20 protein-coding genes, 1 tRNA gene and 1 riboswitch are annotated in these 21,214 nt (G+C 71.6%); of the genes, 11 read left to right on the top strand and 10 right to left on the bottom strand.

Features of this window, described 5'->3' with window-relative positions; translation table 11 throughout:
• The first annotated feature begins 144 nt into the window (after positions 1-144).
• From pstC to pstB, 3 genes are all read left to right on the top strand, one after another.
• A complete protein-coding gene (pstC, locus tag QRN23_RS03180) occupies positions 145-1,107 on the top strand; it encodes a phosphate ABC transporter permease subunit PstC (RefSeq protein ID WP_054146878.1) in 963 nt (320 codons plus the stop codon).
• Positions 1,107-2,201, top strand: a complete 1,095-nt coding sequence (pstA, locus tag QRN23_RS03175; protein WP_159827668.1) for a phosphate ABC transporter permease PstA — start codon at positions 1,107-1,109, stop codon at positions 2,199-2,201. Before pstC ends, pstA begins: the two co-directional genes overlap by 1 nt.
• 64 nt (positions 2,202-2,265) lie before the next feature.
• The gene (gene pstB / locus QRN23_RS03170) at positions 2,266-3,045 is read left to right on the top strand and encodes a phosphate ABC transporter ATP-binding protein PstB (protein WP_043597259.1); all 780 of its coding nucleotides are present in this window, start codon (positions 2,266-2,268) and stop codon (positions 3,043-3,045) included.
• A 115-nt stretch (positions 3,046-3,160) separates the two neighbouring features.
• Here pstB and QRN23_RS03165 read toward each other — a convergent pair whose 3' ends face one another.
• The 3 genes from QRN23_RS03165 to QRN23_RS03155 form a co-directional block, all read right to left on the bottom strand.
• A complete protein-coding gene (locus QRN23_RS03165; protein WP_056043248.1) occupies positions 3,161-4,105 on the bottom strand; it encodes an anti-sigma factor in 945 nt (314 codons plus the stop codon).
• Complete coding sequence (locus tag QRN23_RS03160) at positions 4,102-4,698, bottom strand: sigma-70 family RNA polymerase sigma factor (RefSeq protein ID WP_056043251.1); 597 nt, start codon at positions 4,696-4,698, stop codon at positions 4,102-4,104. The genes QRN23_RS03165 and QRN23_RS03160 overlap by 4 nt, the downstream gene beginning before the upstream one ends.
• Before the next feature lie 768 nt (positions 4,699-5,466).
• Positions 5,467-6,096 (bottom strand): hypothetical protein, encoded by a 630-nt coding sequence (locus tag QRN23_RS03155; protein WP_055977451.1) that lies wholly within the window; start codon positions 6,094-6,096, stop codon positions 5,467-5,469.
• A 158-nt stretch (positions 6,097-6,254) separates the two neighbouring features.
• On the opposite strand from QRN23_RS03155, the gene QRN23_RS03150 reads away from it, so the two are divergent.
• A tRNA-Lys gene (locus QRN23_RS03150) sits at positions 6,255-6,327 on the top strand.
• Positions 6,328-6,772: 445 nt separating this feature from the next.
• Here the strand turns inward: QRN23_RS03150 and QRN23_RS03145 are convergent.
• A complete protein-coding gene (locus QRN23_RS03145) occupies positions 6,773-7,714 on the bottom strand; it encodes an aldose 1-epimerase family protein (protein WP_285062488.1) in 942 nt (313 codons plus the stop codon).
• A 70-nt stretch (positions 7,715-7,784) separates the two neighbouring features.
• Positions 7,785-8,651, bottom strand: a complete 867-nt coding sequence (locus QRN23_RS03140; RefSeq protein ID WP_285062486.1) for a DeoR/GlpR family DNA-binding transcription regulator — start codon at positions 8,649-8,651, stop codon at positions 7,785-7,787.
• A 79-nt stretch (positions 8,652-8,730) separates the two neighbouring features.
• On the opposite strand from QRN23_RS03140, the gene galT reads away from it, so the two are divergent.
• Together galT and galK are read left to right on the top strand one after the other, a co-directional pair.
• Complete coding sequence (gene galT / locus QRN23_RS03135; protein WP_285062485.1) at positions 8,731-9,834, top strand: galactose-1-phosphate uridylyltransferase; 1,104 nt, start codon at positions 8,731-8,733, stop codon at positions 9,832-9,834.
• Positions 9,831-11,036 (top strand): galactokinase, encoded by a 1,206-nt coding sequence (galK, locus tag QRN23_RS03130; protein WP_285062483.1) that lies wholly within the window; start codon positions 9,831-9,833, stop codon positions 11,034-11,036. The genes galT and galK overlap by 4 nt, the downstream gene beginning before the upstream one ends.
• 440 nt (positions 11,037-11,476) lie before the next feature.
• Here the strand turns inward: galK and QRN23_RS03125 are convergent, their stop codons facing one another.
• Positions 11,477-12,394 carry a bifunctional methylenetetrahydrofolate dehydrogenase/methenyltetrahydrofolate cyclohydrolase gene (locus QRN23_RS03125; protein ID WP_056044483.1) on the bottom strand — a complete coding sequence of 306 codons (918 nt, stop codon included), beginning with the start codon at positions 12,392-12,394 and terminating at the stop codon, positions 11,477-11,479.
• A gap of 62 nt (positions 12,395-12,456) precedes the next feature.
• The gene (glyA, locus tag QRN23_RS03120; protein WP_082460133.1) at positions 12,457-13,773 is read right to left on the bottom strand and encodes a serine hydroxymethyltransferase; all 1,317 of its coding nucleotides are present in this window, start codon (positions 13,771-13,773) and stop codon (positions 12,457-12,459) included.
• A 44-nt stretch (positions 13,774-13,817) separates the two neighbouring features.
• A riboswitch (ZMP/ZTP riboswitch) is annotated at positions 13,818-13,901 on the bottom strand.
• Positions 13,902-13,961: 60 nt separating this feature from the next.
• Between glyA and clpS the strand changes: the two genes are divergently transcribed.
• The gene (gene clpS, locus QRN23_RS03115) at positions 13,962-14,267 is read left to right on the top strand and encodes an ATP-dependent Clp protease adapter ClpS (protein ID WP_502874800.1); all 306 of its coding nucleotides are present in this window, start codon (positions 13,962-13,964) and stop codon (positions 14,265-14,267) included.
• Positions 14,264-14,740 carry a DUF2017 domain-containing protein gene (locus QRN23_RS03110; RefSeq protein ID WP_285062481.1) on the top strand — a complete coding sequence of 159 codons (477 nt, stop codon included), beginning with the start codon at positions 14,264-14,266 and terminating at the stop codon, positions 14,738-14,740. Before clpS ends, QRN23_RS03110 begins: the two co-directional genes overlap by 4 nt.
• An 88-nt stretch (positions 14,741-14,828) precedes the next feature.
• Here QRN23_RS03110 and QRN23_RS03105 read toward each other — a convergent pair whose 3' ends face one another.
• Complete coding sequence (locus QRN23_RS03105; protein ID WP_054147120.1) at positions 14,829-15,014, bottom strand: PspC domain-containing protein; 186 nt, start codon at positions 15,012-15,014, stop codon at positions 14,829-14,831.
• A 79-nt stretch (positions 15,015-15,093) separates the two neighbouring features.
• On the opposite strand from QRN23_RS03105, the gene QRN23_RS03100 reads away from it, so the two are divergent.
• On the top strand, positions 15,094-16,785 hold the full coding sequence (locus tag QRN23_RS03100; protein ID WP_123571212.1) for an ABC-F family ATP-binding cassette domain-containing protein: 1,692 nt from the start codon (positions 15,094-15,096) through the stop codon (positions 16,783-16,785).
• 58 nt (positions 16,786-16,843) lie between these two features.
• Positions 16,844-18,013 (top strand): SGNH/GDSL hydrolase family protein, encoded by a 1,170-nt coding sequence (locus QRN23_RS03095; RefSeq protein ID WP_285062480.1) that lies wholly within the window; start codon positions 16,844-16,846, stop codon positions 18,011-18,013.
• 132 nt (positions 18,014-18,145) lie between these two features.
• On the opposite strand, the gene QRN23_RS03090 is transcribed toward QRN23_RS03095, so the two are convergent.
• Together QRN23_RS03090 and QRN23_RS03085 are read right to left on the bottom strand one after the other, a co-directional pair.
• Positions 18,146-18,742 carry a hypothetical protein gene (locus QRN23_RS03090; protein ID WP_285062479.1) on the bottom strand — a complete coding sequence of 199 codons (597 nt, stop codon included), beginning with the start codon at positions 18,740-18,742 and terminating at the stop codon, positions 18,146-18,148.
• Between the two features lie 167 nt (positions 18,743-18,909).
• Entirely contained in the window at positions 18,910-20,478 is a 1,569-nt protein-coding gene (locus QRN23_RS03085; protein ID WP_285062478.1) for a cryptochrome/photolyase family protein, read from the bottom strand.
• 182 nt (positions 20,479-20,660) lie between these two features.
• Here QRN23_RS03085 and QRN23_RS03080 point away from each other — a divergent pair, with 182 nt between their 5' ends.
• Positions 20,661-21,146, top strand: a complete 486-nt coding sequence (locus tag QRN23_RS03080; protein ID WP_123571216.1) for an Asp23/Gls24 family envelope stress response protein — start codon at positions 20,661-20,663, stop codon at positions 21,144-21,146.
• Positions 21,147-21,214 lie beyond the last annotated feature (68 nt).

The following is a 21,214-nucleotide window of genomic DNA, read 5'->3' as shown; positions in this document are numbered from 1 at the left end:
GCACCACCCCGGGGGCCCGGGAACGCACCGCGTGCGTTCCCGGGCCGTCGGCCTGACAGGCACCACCAGCACCAGCACCAGCACCAGCACCAGCACCCGTGTTCGTCCCCGAACCCCACCCGAGCCTCCGGAGGACCCCGTCCGATGACCGCCCCCGCCACGACCTCGGCCCCCGCCGTCGTCCCGAAGCCCAAGCGACGTCCTGCCGACCGGATCTTCTCGGGCAGCACGGTCGTCGCCGGTGGTCTCATCCTCGCGATCCTCGCGGCCGTCGCGCTCTTCCTCATCGTGCAGAGCATCCCGGCCCTCACGGCCGCTCCCGAGGACGTCTCGCTCTCGGGTTACCCCGGTTCGTTCTGGGAGTACGTCGGACCGCTGGCGTTCGGCACGGTCTACGCCGCCGCGCTCGCCCTGCTGATGGCCCTCCCCGTCGCCATCGGCATCGCCCTCTTCATCTCGCACTACGCCCCCCGCAAGCTCGCCCAGGGGCTCGGCTACGTGATCGACCTCCTGGCCGCCGTGCCGTCGGTCGTCTTCGGCCTGTGGGGCAGCATCGTGCTCGCCCCCGCGATCCAGCCCTTCTACGACTGGCTGGTCAGCACGTTCGGCTGGTTCCCGCTCTTCGCCGGCCCGGTCTCGGGCACCGGTCGCACCCTCTTGACCGCCTCGATCGTGCTCGCCGTGATGATCCTGCCGATCATCACCGCCTTGAGTCGTGAGGTCTTCCTCCAGACGCCGGTACTGCACGAAGAGGCCGCCCTCGCCCTCGGCGCCACCCGCTGGGAGATGATCCAGATCGCCGTGCTGCCGTTCGGTCGCCCCGGAGTCATCTCGTCCGCGATGCTCGGCCTCGGTCGTGCCCTGGGCGAGACCATGGCGGTGGCGCTCGTGCTCTCGCCGGCCCTCGTCATCAACCCCGCGATCCTGACGTCGACGAACTCCTCGACCATCGCGGCGAACATCGCCCTCCGGTTCCCCGAGGCGCACGACATCGGCATCAACACCCTCATCGCGACCGGCCTCGTGCTGTTCGTCATCACCCTGATCGTCAACTCGATCGCCCGCTACGTCATCAACCGCCGCAAGGCCTTCTCGGGAGCGAACTGATGGCCACCACCACCGCCGGCGTGCGCCGGTCCACCCGCACGGTCAACGCCCTCACGACGGGGCGCCTGCCCAAGGCCGCGCCCCTCGTCATCCTGCTCGGCAGCTGGGTCGTCATGGGCGTCGTCTTCGCCCTCCTGAACGCGGCGGGCGTCACCGAGTCCTTCAACTGGGTCGGGGCGATCATCCTCGGCACCGTGCTCTACGCCGTGCTCGTCTTCGTCGTCGCGATGCAGATCGAGGGCATCCGCCGTGCGAAGGACCGCGTCGTCACGACCGCCGTCAGTGCGGCGTTCATCATCGCGCTGGTTCCGCTGGTCTCCTTGCTCTTCACCGTCGTCACGTCGGGCTCCAACCGGTTCGATGCCGACTTCTTCGCGATGTCGATGCGCAACGTCGTCGGAGCCGGCGGCGGTGGTCTGCACGCCATCACCGGCACCCTGCTGATCACGGCGCTGGCCGCCGTCATCTCGGTGCCGATCGGCCTGCTGACCGCCATCTACCTCGTCGAGTACGGTCAGGGCCGCCTGGCCCGCGCCATCACGTTCTTCGTCGACGTCATGACGGGCATCCCCTCGATCGTCGCCGGCCTGTTCGCCTACGCCCTGTTCGTGATCTTCTTCGGCGAAGGGGTCCGCATGGGCGCGGCCGGCTCCGTGGCCCTCGCTGTCCTGATGATCCCCGTGGTCGTGCGCAGCACGGAAGAGATGCTGAAGCTCGTGCCGAACGAGTTGCGAGAAGCGGCCTACGCCCTCGGCGTCCCGAAGTGGCTGACCATCGTCAAGGTGGTCATCCCCACCTCGGTCGCGGGCATCACGACCGGCGTCATGCTGGCCATCGCGCGCATCATCGGCGAGACCGCTCCGCTCTTGATCACGGCCGGCTTCACCGCGAGCATGAACTACAACCTCTTCGACGGTCGCATGCAGTCGCTGCCGGTGTTCGCCTACAGCTCGTACGTCAGCCAGGGCACCGACGCGGCGGCCTTCATCGACCGGGCCTGGACCTCCGCCCTCACCCTGATCCTGATGGTCATGGCGCTGAACCTGCTGGCCCGCCTGATCGCCCGCGTGTTCGCCCCCAAGCTCGGCCGCTGACCCGGCCGCCCCGACCCACACCCCGTCCCGGCTCCCGCCCGGCTCCCACCCCGAAGGAATCACCGTGTCCAAGCGCATCGAGGTCAACGACCTCAACGTCTACTACAGCAAGTTCAAGGCTGTCGAAGACGTCAACATCACCATCGAGCCCCGCACGGTCACCGCGTTCATCGGCCCGTCCGGCTGTGGCAAGTCGACCTTCCTGCGCACGCTGAACCGCATGCACGAGGTCATCCCCGGTGCCTACGTCGAGGGCGAGGTGCTGATCGACGGCAACGACCTCTACAGCCCCGGCGTCGACCCCGTCCTGGTCCGTCGACAGGTCGGCATGGTGTTCCAGCGCCCCAACCCGTTCCCGACGATGAGCATCCGCGACAACGTGCTCGCGGGCGTCAAGCTCAACAACCGTCGCATGTCGAAGAGCGACCAGGACGGCCTCGTCGAGTCGTCGCTGCAGGGCGCGAACCTCTGGAACGAGGTCAAGGACCGCCTCGACAAGCCCGGCTCGGGCCTCTCGGGTGGTCAGCAGCAGCGCCTCTGCATCGCGCGGGCCATCGCGGTCTCCCCCGACGTCGTGCTGATGGACGAGCCCTGCTCGGCCCTCGACCCGATCTCGACGCTCGCCATCGAGGACCTCATCGAGGAGCTCAAGCAGCAGTACACGATCGTCATCGTGACCCACAACATGCAGCAGGCCAGCCGCGTCAGCGACAAGACCGCGTTCTTCAACATCGCCGGCACCGGCAAGCCCGGCAAGCTCATCGAGTACGACGACACCGCGAAGATGTTCTCGAACCCGAGCGTGCAGGCCACGGAAGACTACGTGTCGGGACGCTTCGGCTGATCGGCGCCGCGCCTCCTCGGGGTGAGGCGCACCCGCACGCCGCGTGTCCGTGAGGGGCGCACGAGAAGAGGCGGTCCACCACGTGGTGGACCGCCTCTTCTGGCGTGGCGACGGGTCAGGCGCTGGGGATGGCGACGACCGGGTCGCTGGTCGGCGAGGACGAGCCTCCCGCCGGCTCGACCGTGATGCCGATCGTGTCGCCCGCGTTCATCTCACCCTTGAGCAGGTGCGTGGCCGGGGCGCTCGACGAGGCGTCGAAGGTGCCCGCGGGGACGGCGCCGTCATCGTTGATGTACCAGAGCTCGTAGGTCTGGTCACCGGGCAGCGAGGTCATCCCGTCGACGACCACGGCCGAGCGACCGAGCTCGTCCGACCAGATGAGCGTCGCCTTGCCGCCGGTGCTGACGTCGGCCACCGAGCGCTGGAAGTCGCTCGCGGCGTAGATCTCGTCGATGCCCGAGGCCTGCTGTTCTTGCTGCTGGCCGGACTGACCGAGGCCCTCGACGAGGGCTCCACCGCCGAAGAAGAGCGCGGCGGCCGCGGCGGCCGCCCCGAGGACGGCGACGGGGCGCGTGAACCAACGACGGTGCGCGGCGCCGGTCGGCGTGAGGACGCGGGCGCCCTCGGACTCGCTCGGCTCCATCTCGGGGGCGGGGGTGCGCTCGACGCGACGTGCGTGGTCGTCGTCACCCGCGCCTCCTGCGGTCGTCGCGATGTCGTGGTCTGCCGTGGGGCTCGTCGGGGCCGCCGTCGCCGTGAGCGGCGCGAGCTGCGGCGTCGACGCGATGAGGTCGAGCACGCTTGCGCGGAGCCCGGCCGACGGGGTGACGGGCCGGGCCGCGTGAGCGAGCAACAATGCGGTCTCTCTCAATTCGGCCACCTCCGTCCTGGTGTCGTCGTGCTGGTCTGATGTGTCGTCGAGGAGTGCCTCGAACGCGTGTCGTTCGTCGTCGCTCAGTGCGTTGAGCACGTAGGCGCCGGACAGGTTGTCGGTGTCGGTTCTCGTGGTGCCCGCGTCGTCCGCGTGGCGGCCGTGCGTGGGCTCGTCGTGGTCGGTCACGAAGCCACCCCCATCTCGTCGCGCAGACGGATCATGCCGTCGCGCAGTCTGGTCTTGACCGTGCCGATCGGCACGTCCAACAGTTTCGCGACCTCACTGTGGCTGAGGCCGCCGTAGTAGGCGAGCTTCACCGCCTGCCGTTGCAGTTCGGTGAGGCGTCCGAGGGCCCGCTCGACCCGCTCGTGCTCGATGCGGATCTCGACGGACTCGGTGACCGAGTCGAAGTCGGTCTCGAGGTCGCGCACGCCGATCTTGAGGTCGCGGTCGCGACCGGCCTGCGAGGCGCGGATGCGGTCGACGGCCCGTCGGTGCGCCATCGTGAGCATCCAGCTGGCGGCGCTGCCCCGGGTGGAGTCGAAGCGCGTGGCGTTCTGCCAGATCTCGAGGAAGACCTCTTGGGCCACCTCTTCGGACTGGGCGTGGTCTTTCAGGAGGCGCTTGATCAGACCCAGCACGCGGGGCGCCGTCTGGTCGTACAGCTCGGCGAAAGCGGCCTGATCACCCTGCGCGACCCGCGGCAACAACATGTCGGGGGTCGACGGAGCAGGCCCGCTCTCGGGTGTCTCTGTCTCTCGGGTCACGAGTTCGAGCATGTCAGGGTTCACCTCCGGTCGCACTGTTCGTCGGGTCGTGGGTCACGATCCGGGGCGGATCGTGATGTGGTGCGGTGTTCGTGGTGCGGTGTTCGTGGTGCGGACGGGACTCCCTGCGATGCGTCCGTCTGGGATGGCGTTCAGGCCCGGTGCATCGCAGGGAGACCAGCCCGCCGACGCCCGAAACTAAGGGAGGACGGGTGTCGGCGGGGGATCGTGGATCCCTCACGTCAATGATTCGGCACGGGGGGCCCGCCGGATTGGGTGAACATCCCGGCGCGCTCGTGTCGCCCGGCCGGAACTCGGGTGTCGAACCCGAGAGGGGCGGACTGACAGCCGTCCTGGACCCGATGGGTTTGCCCCGATGCGCGGTCACCGTCACCCACCGGTCGCCCGACGCCGTCGCCTGCTCGCGACGTACCCACACCGACGAGCCGAGGAGGCGCGGTGCCGGAGGAAAGGAGGCCGACGGTCGGTCGTCACGGCGGCTCTCGACCGAGGACCCACCTCGGGAGGAAGAGGCGCCGGACCGCAGAAACGCCTCTCGGCGCGAGGCCGCTCGAAGCGGCTAAATTTGGAGCCCGGGGTTACTGCGGCCCGACAGGGAAGACTTTACCCGCCTCGGGCCGAGCGGTCCGCCGAGTTCGCGTCGTGCGAACGCGAGGCGGGTCCGCGCGTGTCGAGCGTGGGGCGGTCGGCCGTCGGCGGTCGCCCTCGGCCGTGCCGCCCTCCGCAGCGCGGCGCAGGCCCGCCCGCGCGTGGCGGCGTTCAGTCGAGGCTGTCGTCGCGCCACAGGTGGGCGCAGGCGACGAGGTCGACCCCGAGCTCGCTGAAGCGCAGGGCGCGACGGGTGAGTTCGCCCGCGCGGTCGGACCCGACGGCGTCCTGGTCGTCGGCGACCGAGGTGGCGCCGGCGGCGGCGAGGCGGCAGAACGCGGCACCCCGCTCGAGGGCGATGGCGAAGTCGCCGACGAAGACCCCGCGGAGGATCAGATCGGCGAGTTCGAGGATCTCTTCCGGGCTGGCCGGAGCGGGCGCACCCGCGACGACCGGGTCGATCGTGGTGGCGACCTCGACCCCGCGCTCGAAGAGCTGGGTGACCTCGACCGGGTTCTGCCGGATGACGGCCCGCACGAGGTAGATGCGCCAGAGGGCGCCCGGCAGGCTGTGGGGACTGGCCCGGGCCCAGAGCTCGGCGACCGCGTCGATGCCGTGCTGGTCGGTGAAGGTGACGAGCCGGTCGAGGATCTCGGGGCTCGGGTCGTGCTTGACGCGCGCGACGAGGGCCGAGGCCGACTCGTGGGCGACGCGGTTCATCGTCGCGGGGTCGTCTCCGCCCTGGAAGGCTTCGAACTCGGACCCCGAGAACTGGGTGGGGCGGTGGAATGGTCTCGGCACCGGACCCACGATAGGCGCGACCACCGACACCGAGCCGGGCGTTCGCCCACGGCACCACCGGCTGCACCGGGCGCACCCGTCGACGCCCGTCGACACCGAGGAGGCGCGGGTCGGCCTGGCGGCCAGGAGGCGCGGCATCCCGTAAAGTGGACGCGCACGGGCCTCTAGCTCAGTTGGTAGAGCATCGGACTTTTAATCCGCGGGTCGTGGGTTCGAGCCCCACGGGGCCCACCTGTATGCGTCGCGGTCGCCGACATCGCTCCGACGTCGTCGTCGCGTTCACGGACGGCCGTCTTCCGACCAGGAAGGTGGGGCCGACGTCGCACCCGAATGCGGCGGCCCCACCACGAGAGACCGAACCCGAATCCTGTCCCCCGATTTCAGGTGGGTCCCACCCACCTGGCATGGGCAGAACATACGCCTTGTCCGCCTCCGCGTCTCGACGAGTCTGTTGAGGGCGAGAGAAAGCGCCCCTCCGGTTCGGGCCGGGAGGGGCGCTCGGCCTCCTCGCGACACGTGTCGGGCAAGCCGACGCGGTCGTTACGGGGTACGCCAGGGTTACGGGACCCTGGGGAGACAGCAGTCGACGTTACGCGCCCGGCATCGTGCCGGTCTCAGGTTCGCGTTTTCTGGACATTGACCGTCGAGCGAGCCGCGACGAACCGCCACGTCACCGTCATGCGCCGACCGCCCGGTACCGCACGCCCCACGTGCCCGTCCACGTCTCGCCCGGCTCGAGCCAGCGCAGGCCCTCGCCCGAGGCCAGCGCGTTGGCCGGTGCCGTCATCGGTTCGGCGGCGACGGCCAGCCCCTCGACCCCGCCCCGGGGGAAGTTGCGGGGCGTGAACACCTGCACGTACTCGAACGACGGGTCTTGCCAAAGTTCGGTCGCCGAGCCGTCGGGGGCCGTGAAGGTCGTCGTGCGGATGCCGTCGGCGTCGGGCTCGACGTCGCGGTAACCCGTGTCGAGGTCGAGGTCGCCCAGGCGAGGGCCCTGCGAGAGGTCGAACGCGGTGCCGGCCACCGGCACCGTGCCGACCGGGATGCTCGCCTCGTCGGTCTCGTACCGCGTCGAGGCCGCCAGCGTGACGGTCAGCGTCGCCGGATCGTGGTCGCCCACACGGAAGAACGGGTGCGACCCGACGGCGAACGGGGCCCGGTCCGGGCCGACGTTCGTGATGGTGTGCGTCACGACCATGCCGTCCGGGACGAGCTCGTGCCGCACGCTCGTGTCGAGCTCGAACGGATAGCCGTGCTGGGGGAACACCGTCGCTCCGAGCGTCACGGCGTGGGGCTCGCGGTCGACCACCTGGTAGGCCGTGTAGCGCAGCAGCCCGTGGCTGGCGTTGCCCTTGGACGGCTCGGTCAGGTCGAGCTGCTGCTCACGGCCGTCGAGCGTCCATCGGCCGCGCGCGACCCGGTTCGGCCAGGGCACGAGGGTGATGCCGCAGGCGGACGGCGGCACCTCGTCGGCACCGAAGGTCTCGGTGAGGGCGATGCCGTCGACGGCCAGCGCGCGGATGCCCGCCGCCACCTGCGTGACCACACCCGTGACGCGGTGCCCGTCGTGCTCCAGGGCGAGGTCGTACTGTTCTCCGGTCGGGCTGCTCGTCGTCATCGTTCCAGTCTCGCTCTCGGGTGTCGGTGGCGTCCGGGATCGCTCGAGGCCCCGCGACGGGGGCCGGGGCTCAGGGACGCGAGGGGGCAGGGTCGCGAGGAGGCGCGTCGACCCCGCCCGCGCCTCCTGCGGTGACGACGGCGAGGCCGGCTCGACGCAGCTCGGCGACGGGCGCCTCGTCGGCCCCCGCCGTGATGAGCGCCTCGAAGGTGTCGAGCGGACCGATGACGCCGAGGTGGGCCTCGCCGAGCTTGCTGCCGTCGGCGACGATGTACGACCGGCGGGCGGTCTGGGTCATGAGGCGCTTGAGGTCGGTCTCGGGCAGGTTGACGTTCGTCACCCCGTGCAGGGCGTGGACGCCGGTGCAGCCGATGAACGCCAGGTCGGCCGTGACGCTGGCGAACACGCTCGTCGCCAGCGGGTTGACCAGAGAGTGCTGCAACGGCCGCAGGGTGCCGCCGGACACGATGACCGTGAACCGGGGCACGGCCTGCTCGAGCGCCAGCGCGATGGTGAGGCCGTTCGTCACGACCACGACGCCCTCGAGGTCGTGCCGTTCGAGCAGGGCCAGAGCGATCTGGGTGGTGGTCGTGCCGACGTCGAGCACGACGCAGTCGCCCGACCGCACGAGCGACGCGGCCTCGACCCCGATGGCCCGCTTGGCCTCGGTCGAGACCGAGCTCTCTTCTTCGAACGGTCGCTCGGCCGGGCGGTCGACGGACAGCGCCCCGCCGTGCACGCGCGAGAGGAGGCCGTCGGCCGCCAGGCTCTCGAGGTCGGTGCGGATCGTCACCTCGGACAGCCGGAACTCGCGCGCCAGCTCGGCCGTGCGGACGAAGCCGCGACGCCCGACGAGGTCGGCGATGCGGTCGCGGCGCCGCTCGCCCGGCAGCGCCGCGGGCTGCGGCACCGGGGGCGGGGTCGAGTTGCCGTTCACCCGGCTAGTTTCGTATGCTTTCACGTACTTTCGCAACTGCAAATCGTGGTCGCGAGTGCCCCGAACTGAAGGAGGCGCGATGTCGTCCATCACGAAACGCGCGACGGTCCTGTCCGACGGTCGCGAACTCATCTACTTCGACGACGCCGACACCACGCTCACGGCCGAGCGACGCGTCGACGCGCGCACGCTCGATCCGCGGCCCGACACGGCGACCATGCGACAGGACGTCCTCACCGGCGAGTGGGTCTCGGTCGCCGCGTCGCGGCAGAACCGCGTGTTCCTGCCCCCGGCCGAGCTCGACCCGCTGGCGCCGGCCAGCGAGACCAACCCGTCCGAGATCCCCGACGTCTACGACGTCGCCGTGTTCGAGAACCGCTCGCCGTCGTTCGGGCCGCTGCTCGAGAGCGACGACGCTCCCGAGGGCCTCGACGACCTGACCCGCATCGGCCTCGAACGCACCCTGCGCAGCGTCGGCCGGTGCGAGGTCGTCTGCTTCAGCCCCGAGACCCACGGGTCGTTCGCCGACCTGAGCGAGTCACGCGCCCGCACCGTGGTCGAGGCCTGGGCCGACCGCACGGCCGCCCTGTCGGCGCTGCCCGGCATCCAGCAGGTGTTCCCCTTCGAGAACCGCGGCCAGGCCATCGGCGTCACCCTGCACCACCCGCACGGTCAGATCTACGCCTACCCCTACGTCACGCCGCGCACCACGCGGCTGCTCGACAGCATCGAGACCTACGGGCCGACCCTCTTCGCCGACCTGCTCGACCGCGAACGCTCCGGCCCCCGCGTCGTCCTCGCCGGCGAGCACTTCACGGCCTTCGTCCCGTTCGCCGCGCGATGGCCCATCGAGATCCACCTGCTGCCGCACCGTCACGCCCCCGACTTCGCGGCGCTGACCGACGACGAACGCGACGAACTCGCGGTCATGTACCGGCGCCTCCTGCGGGGTGTCGACGCCCTGTACGACGACCCGACGCCCTACATCGCCGCCTGGCACCAGGCCCCCGTCGGCGTCGGACGCGACACCGTGCGCCTGATGCTGCAGATCACCTCGCCTCGCCGGGCCGAGAGCAAGTTGAAGTTCCTGGCAGGCTCCGAGGCGGCGATGGGAGCCTGGGTGGGCGACCTCGTCCCCGAGGTGCAGGCCGACCGAATCCGAGAGGCGATCGAGCGATCATGACCGACACCACCACTCCCCAGGGCTTCCGCGAGGTCTTCGACACCGAGGTCGCCGGACGCTGGTCCGCCCCGGGCCGCGTGAACCTCATCGGCGAGCACACCGACTACAACGACGGCTTCGTGCTGCCCTTCGCCATCGACCGACGCACCACCGTCACCGTCGGTCGGCGCGACGACCGCCTGCTGCGCGTGGCGTCGTCGTTCGAGGGCGGCGTGCACGAGGTGTCGCTCGACGACCTCGACCCGGCATCGATGTCGGGGTGGTCGGCGTACGCCCTCGGCATCGCCTGGGCGTTGTCGGTCGCACACGACCGCGCCGACTCACCCTCGTTCGCGGCCGCCGGGGGCGACCTGTCGACCATCGACCTGTCGGGTGTCCCCGGCCTCGACCTGTTCGTCGAATCCGAGGTGCCGGTCGGCGCGGGGCTCTCGTCGTCCGCGGCACTCGAGTGCTCGGTGGCCGTGGCCTTCGCCGAGCTCTGGTCGCTGGACGTCAACCGCTCAGCCCTGGCCGCGGTCGGGCAACTCGCCGAGAACGAGGTCGTCGGCGCACCCACGGGCATCATGGACCAGTCCGCGTCGCTGCTGGGCGAGGCCGACTCGGGGGTGTTCCTCGACTGCCGCAGCCTCGACGCCGACGTCATCGACCTCGGCTTCGCCGCCGCCGGCCTCGAGGTGCTCGTCGTCGACACGCACGTCGAGCACGCCCACGCCACCGGCGGCTACGTCGAGCGTCGCGCGTCGTGCGAGAAGGGTGCCGCCGCCCTCGGCGTCGACTCCCTGCGCGACCTCGACGCCGACGACCTCGGTCGGGCCGAAGAGCTGCTCGACGACGAGACCTTCCGTCGCGTCCGTCACGTCGTCACCGAGAACCAGCGCGTGCTCGACACCGTCCGCACGCTGCGCACCGACGGCCCGCAGGCGATCGGCCATCTGCTCGACGCCTCGCACGTGTCGATGCGCGACGACTTCGAGATCTCGGTCCCCGAGTTGGACCTCGCCGTCGCCACCGCCCAGGCGACCGGTGCCGTGGGTGCCCGCATGACGGGGGGCGGTTTCGGCGGGTCGGCCATCGCGCTCGTCCCCACCGAGGCCCGCGCCGACGTCGAAGCCGCGATCGTCGCCGCCTTCGCCGAGGCCGGCTACACGGCTCCGACCGTCTTCACGGTGCACGCCGCCGAGGGCGCCCGCCGCGACGCCTGACGCCGGGCTGCCCTGCCACGGGCACAGCGCCACGGCGTCGGTGTTGCGCCAGGAGATGGGCACAGCACCAGGGAAAAGCCTGGCGCTGTGCCCATCTTCTGGCGTGGTGGGCCAGCGGCAGTGCTCCCCGCCACGAGATTAATACCCCGCCACGTCATTGCGTGGCGGGGTGTCGAGTTCGTGGCGGGATGAGGGCACGACCGCGACGCAGCGCCACGGGACGGCCAGCGCACCACGAGGTGGGCACAGCACCACGAGATGGGCACAGCACCAGGGGTAAACCTGGCGCTGTGTCCATCTTCTGGCGTGGTGGGGGCGGCGGCAGTGCTCCCCGCCACGAGATCAATACGCCGCCACGTCATTGCGTGGCGGCGTATGTCGTTCGTGGCGGGGTGAGGGCGTGGTGCGGCCAGCGGCAGCACGCCCCGCGGGCCCCGGCGTCAGGGACGCTCGGCGGCCTCGACCACGTTCTTCAGCAGCATGGCCCGGGTCATCGGCCCGACCCCACCCGGCACGGGCGACTGGAAGCCCGCGACCGCGGCGACGGCCGGATCGACGTCTCCGCGCAGCTTGTACTTGCCCGTCTCCTCGTTCTGCACGCGGGTGATGCCCACGTCGATCACGGCGGCCCCGGGCTTCACCCAGTCCGGCTTGACCAGCCCCGCGACGCCCGCGGCGGCCACGACGATGTCGGCCCGGCGCACCTCGGCGGCGACGTCGACCGTCCGGGAGTGCGTCAGCGTCGCCGTCGCCTCGAGGCGGGTCAACAGCAGCCCGAGCGGCCGCCCGACCGTCAGCCCCTGGCCGATGATCGTGACGTGCGTCCCCGCGATCGGGATGTCGTAGGCGTGCAGCATCTCGACGATGCCGCGCGGCGTGCAGGGCAGGGGCGTGTCGATCGACCCCTTGCCGCCGGGCACGGCCAGCACGAGCTCGCCGAGGTTGACCGGGTGCAGGCCGTCGGCGTCCTTGGCCGGGTCCATGAGCTCGAGCATCGCCGTCGGGTCGATGCCGGCGGGCAACGGCAACTGGATGATGAACGCCGTGACCGCGGGGTCGGCGTTCATCGTCTCGATCGCCCGACGGATCTCGTCCTCGGTCGCCGTGTCGGGCAGATCGATGCGGATCGACTCGATGCCGACCTCGGCGCAGTCACGGTGCTTGCCCGCGACGTAGGACAGCGAACCGGGGTTCGCCCCGACGAGGATCGTCCCGAGCCCCGGCGCGATGCCCCGGGCCTTGAGGGCGTCCACCCGGAGGCGCAGGTCGTCCTTGACGGCGGCGGCCAGAGCCGTGCCGTCGATCTTCACGGCGGACGAGTCGTCGCCGGGGACGAAACGGGCACGCTCGACGCCCACCGCACCCCGTGACGAGGCCCCGACCCCGACGTCCGCCGGAGTCCCGGCCGCGACGTCAGCGCTCACGCGTAGAGCGGGAACGCGTCGGTCAGCGCCTTGACGCGGGCCGCGAGGGCCTCGACGTCGGGCGAGGGCATCAGCGTGAGCGCGATGATGTCGGCGACCTCGGCGAACTCGTCATCCGAGAAGCCACGGGTGGCGAGGGCCGACGTGCCGATGCGCACGCCCGAGGTGACCATCGGCGGGCGGGGGTCCCACGGCACCGAGTTGCGGTTCACCGTGATGCCGACGTCGTGCAGCAGGTTCTCGGCCTGCTTGCCGTCGACCTCGCTGGCGCGCAGGTCGACGAGCACCAGGTGCACGTCGGTGCCACCGGTGAGCACGTCGACCCCGGCGGCCTTGGCGTCGTCGGCCGTCAGACGGGCCGCGAGGGCCTGGGCACCGCGGATGGTGCGCTCTTGACGGTCCTTGAACTCGGGCTCGGCGGCGAGCTTGAACGCCGTCGCCTTGGCCGCGATGACGTGCATCAGGGGGCCGCCCTGCTGGCCCGGGAACACGGCCGAGTTGAGCTTCTTGAACAGCGGCTCGTGGTTCGAGAGGATCACGCCCGAGCGGGGACCCGCGAGGGTCTTGTGCACCGTCGACGAGACCACGTGCGCGTGCGGCAGGGGCGACGGGTGCAGGCCCGCGGCGACGAGGCCGGCGAAGTGCGCCATGTCGACCCAGAGGTAGGCGCCCACCTCGTCGGCGATGGCGCGGAAGGCCGCGAAGTCGAGCTGACGGGGGTAGGCCGACCAGCCGGCGATGATGACCTTGGGCTGGTGCTCGATCGCCTGGCGACGGACGACGTCCATGTCGATCAGGTAGGTCTCGGGGTCGACCTCGTAGGCCACGGCCTTGTACATCTTGCCCGAGAAGTTGAGCTTCATGCCGTGGGTCAGGTGGCCGCCGTGCGACAGCTCGAGACCGAGGATCGTGTCGCCGATGTCGGCGATCGCGGCGAGCACGGCGGCGTTCGCCTGGGCACCCGAGTGCGGCTGGACGTTGGCGAACTCGGCGCCGAACAGCGACTTGGCGCGCTCGATGGCGAGGTTCTCGGCGACGTCGACGAACTCGCAACCGCCGTAGTAGCGACGACCCGGGTAGCCCTCGGCGTACTTGTTCGTCAGCACCGAACCCTGCGACTCGAGCACGGCACGCGGCACGAAGTTCTCGGAGGCGATCATCTCGAGGTAGTCGCGCTGGCGCCCCAGCTCTTGCTCGAGGACGGCGGCGATCTCGGGGTCGACGACCGAGAGCGGCTGGTTGAAGGTCGACGGCTGGCGATCGGTCGACTCGGCGGACGAGGCGGCGGTCTGGGCGCTGGTCTGGTCGGAGATGGTCACGGAGGACTCCTTGGCACACGGGACGGACGGAGGTCGAATGTCGTGGCCCAGGCGTACGGCCACGCACGTGTGTCAGTCGCTCCCCGATGGTGACCATCTGAACGCCAGTCGCGACCCGCACAGCATAACAAGACGACCCCTGACGGGGAACCCGCTCGGCGACCGTGTGACACCCTGGACGGGTGAGCCCCACCCTCGACGACACCCGCACGGGAACGGAGGCCGACCGGCGCCTCCTGACCTCGCCCGACACCCCCTGGGTGACGCTCGTCTGGGACGACCCGGTCAACCTGATGACCTACGTCACGCACGTCTTCGAGACCTACTTCGGCTTCGGCCGGGCCGAGGCGAAGCGCCTGATGATGCGGGTCCACACCGAGGGTCGTGCGGTCGTCGCCACGGGCAACCGCGAAGCGATGGAGCGGCACGTCGAGGCGATGCACGACTACGGCCTGTGGGCGACCCTCTCGAAGGAGGACGAGGCGTGACGCTGGTGCCGTTCGTCCGCCCCCGGGGCGGCGACGAGATCCGCGTGCGGCTCGACGCCGACGAGCGGGGCCTGCTCACCGACCTGGTCGGTCAACTGCTGTCGCTGCTCGAGAACGGTGACGAGGGCGATCCGGCCCTGGCGCGCCTCCTGCCGGCGGCGTACCGCGACGACGCCGAGGCGGCCGCCGAGTTCCGGCGGTTCACGGCCGACGGCCTGACCCGGCGCAAGGTCGAGAACGGCCGGGCGGTGCTGGCGACGCTCGGCGAAGCGGGGTCGACGCTCGACCGTGCCGCCCAGCAGTCGTGGCTGCGCACCCTCAACGACCTTCGCCTGACCCTCGGCGAGCGCCTGGGGGTCACGGGTGACGGCCTCCCCGAGGGCGGTGACCGTCAGCTGCAGGCGATGGGCCACGTCTTCGACTGGCTGGGCTACCTGCAGGAGGCGCTGCTGCGGTCCCTGCACAAGGGCTGACCCAGCGCCCCGAACCCGGCGCCACGCGCCCGGCGCCCCGCAGGGCGAGGGCCGCGACCCGGGGATCGGCAGACCCGTGGGGCGAGGTCTAGCGGTTCTCCTTCGGGAACACGACCCAGAGCACGAGGTACACGAGCACCTGGGGCCCCGGGAGGATGATCGACAGCACGAAGATCAGGCGCACCAGGAAGGCGCTGATGCCGAAGCGGTTCGCGAGGGCGGCGCAGACTCCGGCGATGATCTTGCCGCGGCGGGGACGAGTGAGGGAGGCCATGCCCCCGAGCATGCCAGCCCCGCCTGGAGGGCGCCAGGGCCGCCTCGCGGGCCGGCGCCCGGTACGCGAGAATGGGCGGATGAGCGCTTCACTCGTGGCCAAGGGCCTGGCCGGCGGCCACGGGCACCGCACCCTCTTCGACGACCTCGACCTGACCGTCGCCCCGGGTGACGTCGTGGGGGTGGTGGGCGTGAACGGGGCCGGCAAGTCGACGTTGCTGCGCCTCCTGGCGGGGGTCGACGAGCCGCAGGCCGGCACGGTCACCCTCAACCCCGGCGACGCCTTCGTCGGCTGGCTGCCGCAGGAGCACGAGCGCGTCCCCGGAGAGACCGTCGCCGACTACATCGGCCGCCGCACGGGCAGCACGCAGGCCACCGCCGAGATGGACGCCGCCGCCGCCGCCCTCGGCGACCCCGACCCGGCGCCCCGAGCCGACGGCCTCGAACCCGCCGACGTCTACTCGACCGCCCTCGACCGGTGGCTCGCCAGCGGCGCAGCCGACCTCGACGACCGCCTGCCGCAGGTGCTCGCCGACCTCGGCCTCGACCGTGACGGCGACGGAGCCGTCGGCCCCGACAGCCCGATGACCGGCCTCAGCGGAGGCCAGGCCGCCCGCGTCGGCCTCGCCGCCCTGCTGCTCAGCCGCTTCGACGTCGCACTGCTCGACGAGCCCACGAACGACCTCGACCTCGACGGCCTCGAACGACTCGAGCGCTTCGTGCAGGGGCAGCGGGGCGGCATCGTCCTCGTCAGCCACGACCGCGAGTTCCTCGCCCGATGCGTGACGAAGGTGCTCGAGCTCGACCTCGCGCAGTCGTCGAACCGCGTCTTCGGCGGTGGCTACGACGCCTACCTCGACGAGCGCGAGACGGCCCGCCGTCACGCCCGCGAGGCCTACGACGAGTTCGCCGAGAAGAAGGCCGACCTCGTCGGCCGCGCCCGCACCCAGCGAGAGTGGTCGAGCCAGGGCGTCCGCAACGCGATGAAGAAGGCCCCCGACAACGACAAGATCCGTCGCAAGGCCTCGGCCGAGTCGAGCGAGAAGCAGGCCCAGAAGGTCCGCCAGATGGAGAGCCGCATCGCCCGCCTCGACGAGGTGGACGAGCCCCGCAAAGAGTGGCAGCTCGAGTTCACGATCGGTGCCGCACCCCGGTCGAGCTCGGTCGTCTCGACCCTCAGCGGTGCGGTGTTCCGCCAGGGCGACCCCGCGACGGGCGAGTTCGTGCTCGGTCCGGTGTCGCTGCAGGTGGACGGCGGCGACCGCATCGGCATCACCGGCCCGAACGGCGCCGGCAAGTCGACCCTGCTGCGCGGCCTGCTCGGCCGCCAGGCCCCCAGCGAAGGAGGCGCGAGTCGCGGAGCCAGCATCGCCGTCGGCGAGATCGACCAGGCCAGGGCACTCCTGGCCGGCGACGTGCCGTTGGCCGACGCGTTCGAGGCGCTCGTGCCGGACTGGCCCCAGGCCGAGGTGCGGACGCTGCTCGCCAAGTTCGGGCTCAAGGCCGACCACGTCTCGCGTCCGGTCGACGAGCTCTCGCCCGGCGAGCGCACCCGCGCCGGCCTCGCCCTGCTGCAGGCCCGAGGCGTCAACGTGCTCGTGCTCGACGAGCCCACGAACCACCTCGACCTCGCCGCCATCGAGCAGCTCGAGCAGGCCCTCGAGTCGTACGACGGCACGCTGCTGCTCGTCACGCACGACCGGCGCATGCTCGAGACGGTCCGGCTCGATCGCCACTGGAGGGTCGAGGGCGGCACCGTCACCGAGTCGTGAGGGCGCCGACGCCGTCGCCGGTGAACGACCCCCGCGCCCCTCGACTACCGTCGTCGTCATGACCCGAACCACCCGACTGGTCGCGGTCGCCGCTGCCCTCGCCCTGCTCACGGGCTGCACGGCGGGCCCGACCGCCCCGAGCGAGCCCACGGGCGGCGCCTCCGCGGACGGGACCTCCTCTCCCCAGCCGACCCGCGCCTCCTCGGAGCTCGCCGACTGGGCGACCGCCCTCGACGCCCGCGACGACTACTCCGCCCGCTGGGTCGCCGTCGGCGACTCGATCTCCGAGGGCATGGGCGCCTCGACCGTGGACTCCCGGTGGATCGACCTGACACTCGACGGCCTGCGCGAGCGCTACCCGACCGACGACGTTCCGGGCGGGGTCGGCTACCGGCCGGCCGCGTTCGCCGTCGCTCCCCCGGCGTCGACCTGGGCCCGCTGGGCCTCGAGCAGCGAGGGGTCGGTGTCGGCGTCGTCCCGCACCGCCGACCTCGGCTACCGCGCGGTCACCCTCGGTGCCGGCGCGACCACCACGTACCCGTTCACGGGCACCGACCTCGACCTCTGGTGGTCGAGCGGAGGCGGCACCTTCGACTACGCCGTCGACGACGGCGAGGCGATCGAGGTCGACACCCGCGACTCCATGGCCACCAGCGGGATCACGTCGGTGACCGGGCTCGACGCGGGCGCACACACCGTGACGATCCACGCGCAGACGCCGGTCGACCTCGAGGGTCTGACCGCCTTCGACGGCGATCGCGACCGCGGCATCACGCTCTTCGACTCGTCCCGCTCCGGCGCCACGGCCCGCACCTTCACGGCCGACCTGCCCGGGTTCCTCGACTCGATCGCCGCGACCAAGCCCGACCTGGTCACGATCACCCTCGGCGCCAACGACGCGTTCAGCCGCACGCCGGACCAGTTCGAGGACGACTACCGCACCCTGATCGACGGCCTGCAGAGCCTCGACGACCCGCCGTCGGTCCTGCTGATGGGCGAGTTCGTGCCGGGCACGAACCTCACCGAGGGGCTGGCCGGCGATGCCGCCGAGTACGACGCCGTCGTGCAGCGCCTCGCGGCCGAGACCGGCAGCGCCTACGTCGACCTCGCCGACGCCCTGCCCGCCGACGGGGTCGCCTCGCTGCTCTCGGCCGACGGCGTGCACCCGAACGACGCCGGCCAACGCGTCATCGCCGACTTCGTGCTCGAGAAGCTCAGCGTCGACTGAGCGACCCGTCGAGTGGTCCCGAATCGTGGTTCGGCCCGCACGCGAGGACGTTTCGGGACCACTCGACCGACGTGTCGAGCGGGACGAGGAGGCGCGGGCGCGTCACGAGGACGACGCCCGCCCCGGCGGGGCTCAGTCGAACAGGCCGTAGGCGGCGTCGAGCGTCTCGTCGGTGCTGAGCGGGGCGGCGTCGCCCGCACCGGTCGCCGTGACGGCGACCAGGCCGTGAGGCGAGAGGACCGTGCTGGCCGAGGCCGTGATGCCCTGCTGCGTCACCGATTGCGAGAAGGCCTGGCCGCCGAACGCCTGGACGCGCGAGTCGTCGACGGTCTCGACGCCCTCGGTGCCCTCGATCTGCGAGGTCTGGGCGCTGATGTCGTCGGCGCTGAACTCCTGGCGCTGGGCGAGGACGACGATCGCCGTCACGTCGGCGGCGTCGGTGGCCTCCGTCGTCGGGGTCGCCCACTGGCAGTTCGCCTGGTCACCCGAGAACGTGCTGTCGCCGCGCAGCTCCAGGCCGTCCACGACGCCGCCGAGTGCCGAGCCGACGTCGTCGCAGCTGGCGAGGTCGTCGAAGGTGCCCTCCGTCGAGCCGGCCGAGGACCCACCGGAACCGGCCTCGTCACCGTCACCCGCGCCTCCTGGGGTGCAGCCGGCGAGCAGCAGGCCGAGGGCGAGCACGCCCGTGGTGGTGGCCGTCACGGCCGTTCTGCGCATGGTCGTGGTCATCGGGGGCTCCCTCGTGATCTGCCTCGGGCTCGCTGTGCCCGGTGCTCCCGTCACCCTAACGAGGGGCACCTCCGAGGACGCACCGTCGCCGCGTCGTCGAACCACCCCGGAGACTGGTTCGACGACGCGACGGTGGTGCGACCTCCGGCGGCGTCGGTCGCCGCGGCTCACCAGGTCGTGCGGGTGCGCTCCTGCTCGACGACGGCCTCGCGGTCGGCGAGCCCGCGGAGCCCGGCGAACTGCTGGCCCATGCGCGGATTGCCCGAGAGCACCGGCTCGACACGGTCGAGGAACGCCCAGTAGCCGGCGGTCACCGGGCAGGCGTCCTCTCCGAGCCGCTTCTTCGGGTCGAACCGGCACGAGCCGCAGTGGTCGGTCATGCGGTTGACGTAGGCACCACCCGACGCGTACGGCTTCGTCGCGACGATCCCGCCGTCGGCGTGCTGCGACATGCCCACGACGTTGGCCGGCATCACCCAGGGCGTGCCGTCGACGTACATGTCGACGAACCACTGGTTGAGGGCCGCCGGGTCGACCCCGCGTTGCAGGGCCCAGTTGCCGAGGATCATCAGCCGCTGGATGTGGTGGTTCCAGCCGTGCCGCCGCAGGCCGTCGAGCGTCTCGCTGAGGCACTCGGCCTCGACGGCCTCGACGTCGAGCCCGGCGAACACGTCGGGCAGGGGCTGCGTCGCCCCGAGGGCGTTGCTCGTCGTCGCGAAGTCCTCGCCGAGGTGCCAGTAGAGGTGCCAGACCCAGTCACGCCAGCCGACGATCTGCCGGGTGAACCCCTCGACGCTGCGCAGGGGCGCATCGCCGGCCTGGTACGCCGCGACGGCGGCCTCGACGACCTCGCGCGGGTCGAGCAACCCGAGGTTCATGGGGGCGCTGAGCAGGGAGTGCGCCATCGTCCAGTCGCCCGACAGCGTGGCGTCCTCGAACGGGCCGAAGTCGGGCAACCGCACCTCGACGAAGTCCGCCAGCGCGGCCGTCGCCTCGGCCCGGGTCGCCGCGAACCGTCGGGGCGCGTCGTCGCCGACGAGCCGGACGACCCCGTCACGCTCCCAGCGCTCGAGGTCGCCCCGCACCTCGGCGTCGATCTCGTCCTCCTCGGGCCACTCCTGCGGCGGCAGCCCGAGCGTGGCCGCCCCCTTCGGCGGCTTCTCGCGGTTGTCGTGGTCGTAGTTCCACTGGCCTCCGACGGGCTGCGGGCCCTCCATCAGCAGTCCGGTGCGCTGGCGCACCGCCCGGTACCAGTCCTCCATGAGGAGGCGCGGTGCCGGTCGACCGCCGGACGCGCCGGTCGGTCGACCCGCGCCTCCTCGACGGGCGTCGTCGGCGTCCGCCGTCGCGCCTGCGGACCGGCCCGGACCGCGTCCGCCCTGCCGACCCGCGGCCCACTCGGCGAACTCGGCCTCGCTCGAGACGAAGCCGCGGCTCGGCAGCACCTCGGCTCCCACCGACCGCACGAGACGGCGCGCCCGGTACGAGGTGGGGTCGACCACCTGCAGGTCGTCCCGCCCCTCGAGGGCCTCGGAGTAGTGCTCGACCTGCCGGAAGTCGACACGGTCGCCGAGCTCGGCCGCCCGGTGCCGGATCGCCGACAGGATCAGCTGCAGCTTGGCGCGGTGCAGGGTGCGGCCCCGCCACGACGACCGGCTCTCGACCAGCAGCATCGGGTCGCCGTCGTCGAAGTGCGGGCCGAGCTGGTCGAGGAAGATCCACCGGGTGCGCTGCATGCCCCGACAGTAGACGTGGGCACTCAGCGGGTTGCCAGCATGTTCACCGTGACGAACGGGGCGGGCGCGGCGTCTCATTGACGTGCAGCCCGGGTCGCCCCGGTTCGCCCGGACACGCCCGCTCGCACGACGACCACCGCACGACCATCCGCACGACTCCCCCAGCCGAAAGAGGACCCGAGATGTCGAACACCGCCGCTCCCACCCCCGCCACCCTGACCAGCAGCTCGCGCGTCGACGGCGCCGCGCGCGTGGACGGTGCCTCGACCGTGTCGTCCGACGCCGCGGGCACCACGCGGATCGCCGACGGCGTCGTCGCCAAGGTCGCGGGCATCGCCGCCCGTCAGGTGCCCGGCGTCCACTCGATCGGTGGCGGCGCGTCGCGTGCCGTGGGTGCGCTGCGCACCGCCGTCGGCCAGCAGGACCACGGCCAGGGCGTCAAGGTCGAGGTCGGCGAGACCCAGGCCGCCGCGGACCTCAGCATCGTCGTCGACTACCCGCTGTCGGTGCAGCAGGTGGCGGACGACGTCCGCCAGGCCGTCGCCGACGCCATCACCCAGCTCGTCGGGCTCGAGGTCGTCGAGATCAACATCGAGGTCAGCGACATCTTCATCGCCGGACAGGACGACGACTCGGACGGCACGAACGACTCGCAGCGGGTTCAGTAGACAGCGAGTTCACTGGTACCCGCGGCGGTCGTCCCGACACGATCGTCCCCGCAGCACCGCGGGCCGCA

Origin of the sequence: Frigoribacterium sp. ME-P-080, from assembly GCF_030209595.1 — a bacterium.
Lineage (GTDB): Bacteria > Actinomycetota > Actinomycetes > Actinomycetales > Microbacteriaceae > Frigoribacterium.
The sequence above is the reverse complement of the archived record's forward strand: the minus strand, read 5'-3'. Positions and strand labels throughout refer to the sequence as shown.